This window comes from Paenisporosarcina sp. (assembly GCF_049671445.1).
Lineage (GTDB): Bacteria > Bacillota > Bacilli > Bacillales_A > Planococcaceae > Paenisporosarcina.
In genome coordinates this window covers 40,165-47,664 of record NZ_JBATUX010000091.1, presented here as the reverse complement: position 1 = coordinate 47,664, position 7,500 = coordinate 40,165, and the positions used below count along the sequence as shown (strand labels likewise).

Sequence of the window (7,500 nt, the reverse complement as noted above, 5' to 3'; positions counted from 1 at the left end):
CGAAGAGACATGCGCATTTACTAATAGTCGATGGAAATCAGTTTATGGATCAGCCGATATTCCCCTAAGATTGGTGAATGTTCTTTATATGCAAAAGTTGGGTAACTTAAATTGAATTTACTCAACTTTTTAGTTATTGAGCGTCCATTTTAAATTCTAGAAATAGCTCATTATATTTTCCAAGAGTTTCTACTCCTAAATTTTTATAGACTTCTAAGCGTTCTCGCATTTCTTCGGTAGGATAAAAACGCTCATCTCCGGTTACTTCTGGGTCCATTAATTTAATGGCTTGTTCATTTGGCGTCGAGTATCCAACATAATCTGCATTTTGTGCAGCGATTTTCGGGTCTAGCATAAAGTTAATAAATTTATGTGCACCTTCAACGTTTGCAGCGGTTTTTGGAATGATCATATTATCGAACCATAAGTTTGACCCTTCACTAGGAACAACATAATCGATATCTTCATTCACATACATAATGTCAGCTGCTTGACCTGACCAAACAAGTGCAACTGCTGATTCACTGCGTCGCATGGTTTCGACAATTTCATCCCCAATTATGGCTTTAATATTAGGAGACAAGGTTTTTAACTTATCAGTAGCTTCTTGAAGTTGTTCTTCATCTTTAGTGTTTAGTGAATAACCCAGAGTATTTAATCCCATACCCATGACTTCTCGTGCACCATCAACTAAAATAACTTCTTGTTTTAAGGATGGATCCCAAAGATCTTCCCAGCTTTCGAAAGTTTGTCCATCTAGTAAACTTGGATTAAAGGCAATTCCTACTGTTCCCCAGAAATAAGGAATTGAGTATTTGTTTCCTGGATCGAAAGGTAAGTTTAAAAAGTAAGGATCAATGTTTTTTAAATTTGGAATTTTACTTTGGTCAATGGGAATAAGTAAATCATTTTTTTTCATTTTTTCAATTGCATATTCAGAAGGCATTGCAACATCATAAGAAGTTCCACCGTTTTCAATTTTAGTCATCATCGCTTCATTGGAATCAAACGTTTCATAGACTACATTGATACCAGTTTCTTTTTCAAATTGAGTCACGAGTTCAGGATCAATATATTCACCCCAGTTGTATACGCTTAAGGAGTCTTTACCAGAGCGTCCCGAAGTTTTGTCTAACTGCAAATTGATGATAAATAATACTAAACAAATAACTATTATTGCCACTACAGCACGGGTGATATCTTTCATTTTGGCACCCCAGTTCTAAGTGGGTTTTTTGAACGGTTTGTCACGAAATAGTAACCTAGTACTAATAGTAATGTGAAAATAAAGATCAAACCAGATAAAGCATTGATTGTTAAAGTAATTCCTGCTCTTGCCATTGAATAAATTTCTACTGATAATGTTGTAAATCCGTTCCCGGTTACGAAAAAAGTGACAGCAAAATCATCTAAAGAATAAGTTAGTGCTAAAAAGAATCCAGCAAATATACCAGGTTTAATATAAGGAATAATAACGCGAGTTAAGACATCACGTTTTGAAGCCCCTAAATCAAGTGCGGCATCGACTAATGTGCTACTCATTTCTTGTAATTTTGGTAATACCATGATGACTACGATTGGTACACTGAAGGCGATATGAGAAATCAGTACTGAAGCGAAACCTAATTTCACGCCGACCATTGTAAATAATATTAAAAACGAAGCACCAATAATTACATCAGGGCTGACGATTAACACATTATTTAATGATAGAAGTGCATTGCGCGACTTACGTTTTTGTAAATAAACGATACCTATTGCACCAATCACTCCGATTACTGTAGAAATAAGCGCAGACAATAGGGCAATGATAATGGTGTTGATTAAGATCATGATGAGTCTAGTATCCGCAAAAACTGAAGCATAATGCTCTAATGTAAACGATTCGAAATTAGACATGGTGCCACCGCTATTAAATGAGTAAAAAATCAAGTAAAAAATGGGGGCATATAGAATGGCAAAGACGAGAGCTAAATAAATTTTAGAAAATTTACTTGTTGTGTCCATTTACAATAGCCCCCTTATCTTTCTGACCAGTTAAAATCATGATTATACCCATGAAAAGAATTAAGAATACAGCAATCGTTGAACCCATTCCCCAGTTTTGAGTAACTAAGAACTGTTGCTCGATTGCAGTTCCTAGCGTAATGACTTTATTGCCAGCAATTAATCGAGTAATCATAAATAGAGATAGGGAAGGGATAAATACTGCTTGGATACCTGACTTCACACCATTGATTGTTAAAGGGAAAATCACTTTTGTAAATGTGGTCCAAGCTGTTGATCCTAAATCACGTGCGGCATCTATTAAAGTGGGGTTCATTTTATCAAGTGAATTAAAAATTGGTAATATCATAAACGGAATAAAAATATATACGGAAACAAAAATAAAACTGAAATCTGTATATAATATTTGTTTCGTTCCGATACCAAACATTTCTAAGAATTTATTAATTGGTCCGAAAACGCCAAATATGCCGATAAATGCATATGTTTTTAGTAATAAGTTAATCCATGAAGGGATGATAATAAGCAATAACCAAAGCTGTTTATGCTTTGTTTTGGTAAGCCAATAGGCAGTGGGGTAAGCAATTAAGAGCGTAAAAGCCGTAATAATAAATGCATACCAGAAAGAGCTTAACGTTAATTTTAAATAAACAGATGTAAAGAAATTTCGATAATTTTCAAATGAAAAGTTTCCATGTAAATCGAATAATGAAAAATAGACTACTAGTACAATGGGGGCAATGACAAACATTACCATCCAAACGGCGTAAGGTATTAAATAAAACGATCGATTTGAATTAGTTTTCATTTTGTTGCTCTCCATAAGAATCCAGGCGCTTGTCAAATTCTTCTTCTGTTTCATTTAATCGCATGACATGAATTGCTTCTTCGTCAAAATCTAATCCAATCTCTTCTCCAACAGCTGCTTTTTTCGTCGAATGAACGAGCCACTCATTGCCATCTTTATCTAATGTAGATAATTCATAGTGAACACCACGGAATAATTGTGTATCAACCTTTACTGTCATTTTGCCTCGATCGATTGTCGTGATTTCTAAATCTTCTGGACGAATGACAATATCAACTTTTTCATTAGAATTTAAACCTTTATCTGTACATTCGAATTCTTTTCCACCAAATTGCACACGGTAATCCGAAATCATGGTACCAGAGACAATGTTTGATTCTCCAATAAAATCCGCAACGAATCGGTTGATTGGTTCATCATAAATATCCATCGGCGTGCCACTCTGTTGAATCACACCTGTATTCATTACAAAAATTTCATCTGACATCGCAAGTGCTTCTTCTTGATCATGTGTAACGAAAATAAAAGTCTTGCCTAGTCGTTGTTGTAATTCTCGTAATTCATATTGCATTTCTGTGCGTAATTTCAAGTCCAGAGCAGACAATGGCTCATCAAGTAAAATGACCTCGGGATCGTTAACTATCGCACGTGCAATGGCAACACGTTGTTTTTGTCCACCTGATAATTCTACAATTTCACGATTTTCAAAACCATTTAAGTTTACAAATTTGAGTGCCTCTAATACACGGCGATTAATTTCATCTTTTTTAATTTTTTTAATGCGTAATCCAAATGCCACATTTTCAAATACATTTAAATGAGGGAAGAGAGCATAGTCCTGAAAAACTGTGTTCACTTGCCGCTCATTTGCGGGGACCTCATTAATTTTCTTACCATTAAAATAAATCTCTCCACTAGTAGGTTCCATAAATCCTGCAATTAAACGAAGTATAGTAGTTTTCCCGCACCCAGAAGGACCCAGTAGTGTATAAAATTTACCGCGTTCTATTTCAAAACTAACTTTATCCAATACCGGTGTAGATCCACTGTATGCTTTCGTAACATTGTCAAATCGTATAATCGTGTTGTCCGTCATAATTGACCTCCTAGGTTTTAAATGAAATATATATAACTTTTACTAACTCTTTGAAATGGCACTATTGTTAGCTGAATTTAGATAATAACGTTAAATTATGTCCAATGTTAACCGTTCTCTGAACTATGTAGGAAAACTCTCAATTCTTTGATTCTACTATAAATATCTTTTAATTTACAAATATCGTCAATTTTTTTATTGAACAAAAAAACTTCTCATCCTAGGATGAGAAGTAATTAAAACTGATCACGTTTCCATCTTCTGAACTTTTTCCAAAGCCCTTTTACACCAGTTGTTGCAAGTAAGATAATTGATAGTGAAATACCAGCTAATGCAGTAATTAATGAAATCCACTCGAAGAATGAATAGCCAGGAACTTTCGACCAATCCGTTTTGCCTTTCCAATCTTCGATAACTAAATTCATTCCATAAATACCAGAAACAACCGTAAAGACGGTAAGCATGAATAACAACATATTATGACGTTTATTTGCTTGGTTTTCCTGTGCACGGTAAAGCTCATTTAACGTTTGTTTCACTTCTTCGTATAAGCTATTCAAATGGAATACTTCACGGTATGTTTGTGTTAATTCTTTTCCTTCACTTCGAGCAGATACTTCGCCAAAATAATAACGAGCAGAAAATTTTGAAATTAATTCGATTAATTCTTCTACATAATCTTCATCTTGCTTCCATTGAACCTGACTATATTCAAACGACATACGGAGCAACATGATTTTATAAAAGTAATGAAGCATCAAATTATAATGGTGAGTCCCCATAAATTGAGAAAGTGGTCGATCTAATTGTTGTGGTGTTTTTATGGATACTGTAATTTGGGCATGGTCTGAAGTAACCGTATAAGAATCTGGTGCCCATCGATCATGTAAATGTTTATTCAAATATCGCTCTATATATTCTTTGTTTGTACTTGACATAAAGGATTTTCCTTCTGGATTTTTCCCATCTAGTTGACCCATACGGAATAAGTGATCATTCTTTATTTGATGCTCACCATTTGCAATGAAAAAACCTGATGATATCATGCGCTCATCTTCAAAGAAAGGAAGACTCCCGAAATATCCTGCACGTTTTTCATCATGAACAATGAAAGATTTGAGTGTAGGGCAAAGATAACCGAATACAAATTCATTCGTTGTGTGGAATTCTCGATTCCCCTTGTGAATTATCGCACCTTTTTCTTCGTCGAGTTTAGGTTCTAACACACGAAAATGATTCATAAAATCAAGCACTTCGCACAATTGTTCTTGCTCTTGATCCATTTCTGTTCGAATTGTAATTAATCCAATACCAAATGGACAAACCATAATATCAATACTATTTATAAGAAATGAAAAATTCGTGTCATGTACCTCGAGAGTGAATGTTTCATTCACCTTTTTTGAAAAACGTAAAAATCCTTGTTGATCCGTTCGCGAAGGAAACAATTTATGTTCTAAAAACGGCAAAAAATATTGGTCCAATTCTTCATGTTGAACTTTAATATTTTCACCATAATACTCTTTCTCTAAATCTTTTTGATCCAACGAAAAAAAGGTGAAATGATTTTTTCGTAAATGCTCTACAAGATTCCCTCGTTCCTTTTCTCTAAAAGAAAATGGAAAAAGAAAGGTCATGTATGCTTGATTTAGGAATAGAGGATTTATTTTTGTTTGTTCATCCATTTTTTAAGACCTCCACTATTGTTCCTAACTTTATATATGTTACCATGAAATGAAGAAGGAGTGACAATTGTGGAGAAATCAATGATGTTATTTTTAGATCCTAAAGAACGCAAACATACAGTAAGACAGAAACAAATAGAAAATTCATTTTTACTAATCAATGAGCGTGTCATTGCAAAAGAAGAACTTCGTGATTATTGTAATGATTGTTTTGAGCCTTTGTCTTATCATGAAAAATATGATACTTGTTACTGTGAACCATGTAATGCTTGGAAAGAGGACGATTGTAATGATCCTACATGTGAATATTGCAAAATAAGACCTGAGCGACCTTTTTAATAAGGTTAGTTTAGGTCTTTTTTTGTGTATGGGTATCATCAATCTGAACATACTAATTATTCGACACGAATTGGACGAAAAGATTATATTAAGGAATTTTATGAATGCCGATAAATTGCTTTGCAAGGAGGTATTTGTTATCCTTTAAATTGTGCTAATTACGAATACAATTCGTTGGCAGATTAATACTTCTTGGAGGTTTTCACATGACAGAACGTATGGTAGGTAAACAAGCACCTCGTTTTACTATGGATGCAGTGCTTGCAGATAAGTCTTTTGGTAAAGTAAGTTTGGAAGAAAATATGAAACAAGATAAATGGACGGTATTGTTCTTTTATCCAATGGATTTCACTTTTGTATGCCCAACTGAAATCACAGCAATGTCAGATCGCTTTGACGAATTCGAAGATTTAGACGCTGAAATCATTGGCGTTTCAACTGATACAATTCACACACATTTAGCTTGGATTAACACTGCTCGTCAAGACAATGGTTTAGGCGAACTAAAATATCCTTTAGCTGCAGATACGAATCACCAAATTTCTCGTGAGTATGGTGTTTTAATAGAAGAAGAAGGTATTGCTCTTCGTGGATTATTCATTGTAAACCCTGAAGGTGAAATGCAATATCAAACAGTATTCCATAATAATATCGGCCGTGATGTAGATGAAACTCTACGCGTATTACAAGCCCTTCAAACTGGTGGTCTTTGTCCAGCAAACTGGCGCCCAGGTCAAAAAACACTTTAATTTTTTGACAAGAAATTAAGTTTCAGCGAATTCTTATTAGCTTTGAGGTTACATCGCTATTTGGATATTCTAAATACGCTTTTAATCAGACACCATCGATTCCCCACGCATACGATACGCAGTGGGGAATTTTTTACTGATATGAATTAGGAGGAATTAAGATGAAATTACGCTCGCCCATGCCTGACTTAACAGGCGCTACAGCATGGTTAAATGGAGAAGTTTCCAAGAAACAATTAATCGGCAGTAAACCTACTTTAATTCACTTTTGGTCAGTTAGTTGTGGCCTTTGTAAAGAAGCGATGCCAGAAGTAAATGCTTTCCGTGACCAATACAAAAATGAGTTAAATGTGATTGCAGTTCATATGCCACGATCTGAAAAAGACATGGACTTAACAGATATTAAAAAAATTGCTGCTCAACATGACATTACTCAACCGATTTATGTTGATAATGATATGAAACTAACAGACGCTTTTGACAATCAATATGTACCTGCATATTACGTTTTTGATAAAGCGGGTCAACTTCGTCATTTCCAAGCAGGCGGTAGTGGCATGAAAATGCTGGAAAAACGTGTAAACCGTGTTCTAGATGAAATGCGCAACGCCTAACAGTAGTAATTTAATGATATGAAGTGCCAGGCACCGACGAATTTTAGGACGTTTTATGTCCTTCAAATTCCTTCGGTGTCTGGCACTTTTTTATATTACTAAGCTAAGTTTAAAGATGATAACTCAACTTTCGCGGCATGAAAATAGACTTCCGTCAAAAAGGTTTCTATTTCTTCATATTGTGAGATATGGAGTAAAACAG

General features: G+C 34.7%; 8 protein-coding genes. 3 read left to right on the top strand and 5 right to left on the bottom strand.

The window, feature by feature from the left end; all coding sequences use genetic code 11:
• Nucleotides 1-133: 133 nt before the first annotated feature.
• The 5 genes from WBG45_RS11760 to WBG45_RS11740 all read right to left on the bottom strand — a co-directional run bounded on the left by WBG45_RS11760 (nt 134) and on the right by WBG45_RS11740 (nt 5,596).
• Nucleotides 134-1,207, bottom strand: coding sequence for an ABC transporter substrate-binding protein (locus WBG45_RS11760; protein WP_424414773.1), 1,074 nt, complete (start codon nt 1,205-1,207; stop codon nt 134-136).
• Nucleotides 1,204-2,007, bottom strand: coding sequence for an ABC transporter permease (locus tag WBG45_RS11755; protein WP_424414772.1), 804 nt, complete (start codon nt 2,005-2,007; stop codon nt 1,204-1,206). The genes WBG45_RS11760 and WBG45_RS11755 overlap by 4 nt, the downstream gene beginning before the upstream one ends.
• The gene (locus WBG45_RS11750; RefSeq protein WP_424414770.1) at nt 1,991-2,815 is read right to left on the bottom strand and encodes an ABC transporter permease; all 825 of its coding nucleotides are present in this window, start codon (nt 2,813-2,815) and stop codon (nt 1,991-1,993) included. Before WBG45_RS11750 ends, WBG45_RS11755 begins: the two co-directional genes overlap by 17 nt.
• Entirely contained in the window at nt 2,805-3,911 is a 1,107-nt protein-coding gene (locus tag WBG45_RS11745; protein ID WP_424414768.1) for an ABC transporter ATP-binding protein, read from the bottom strand. Before WBG45_RS11745 ends, WBG45_RS11750 begins: the two co-directional genes overlap by 11 nt.
• A gap of 236 nt (nt 3,912-4,147) precedes the next feature.
• On the bottom strand, nt 4,148-5,596 hold the full coding sequence (locus WBG45_RS11740; protein ID WP_424414766.1) for a hypothetical protein: 1,449 nt from the start codon (nt 5,594-5,596) through the stop codon (nt 4,148-4,150).
• 69 nt (nt 5,597-5,665) lie between these two features.
• Between WBG45_RS11740 and WBG45_RS11735 the strand changes: the two genes are divergently transcribed.
• The 3 genes from WBG45_RS11735 to WBG45_RS11725 all read left to right on the top strand — a co-directional run bounded on the left by WBG45_RS11735 (nt 5,666) and on the right by WBG45_RS11725 (nt 7,298).
• Entirely contained in the window at nt 5,666-5,935 is a 270-nt protein-coding gene (locus WBG45_RS11735) for a hypothetical protein (protein ID WP_424414765.1), read from the top strand.
• 206 nt (nt 5,936-6,141) lie between these two features.
• Nucleotides 6,142-6,684: a peroxiredoxin gene (locus WBG45_RS11730; protein WP_424414763.1), complete on the top strand. Its 543-nt coding sequence runs from the start codon at nt 6,142-6,144 to the stop codon at nt 6,682-6,684.
• Between the two features lie 161 nt (nt 6,685-6,845).
• Nucleotides 6,846-7,298 (top strand): TlpA family protein disulfide reductase, encoded by a 453-nt coding sequence (locus WBG45_RS11725; RefSeq protein WP_424414761.1) that lies wholly within the window; start codon nt 6,846-6,848, stop codon nt 7,296-7,298.
• Nucleotides 7,299-7,500: the final 202 nt, after the last annotated feature.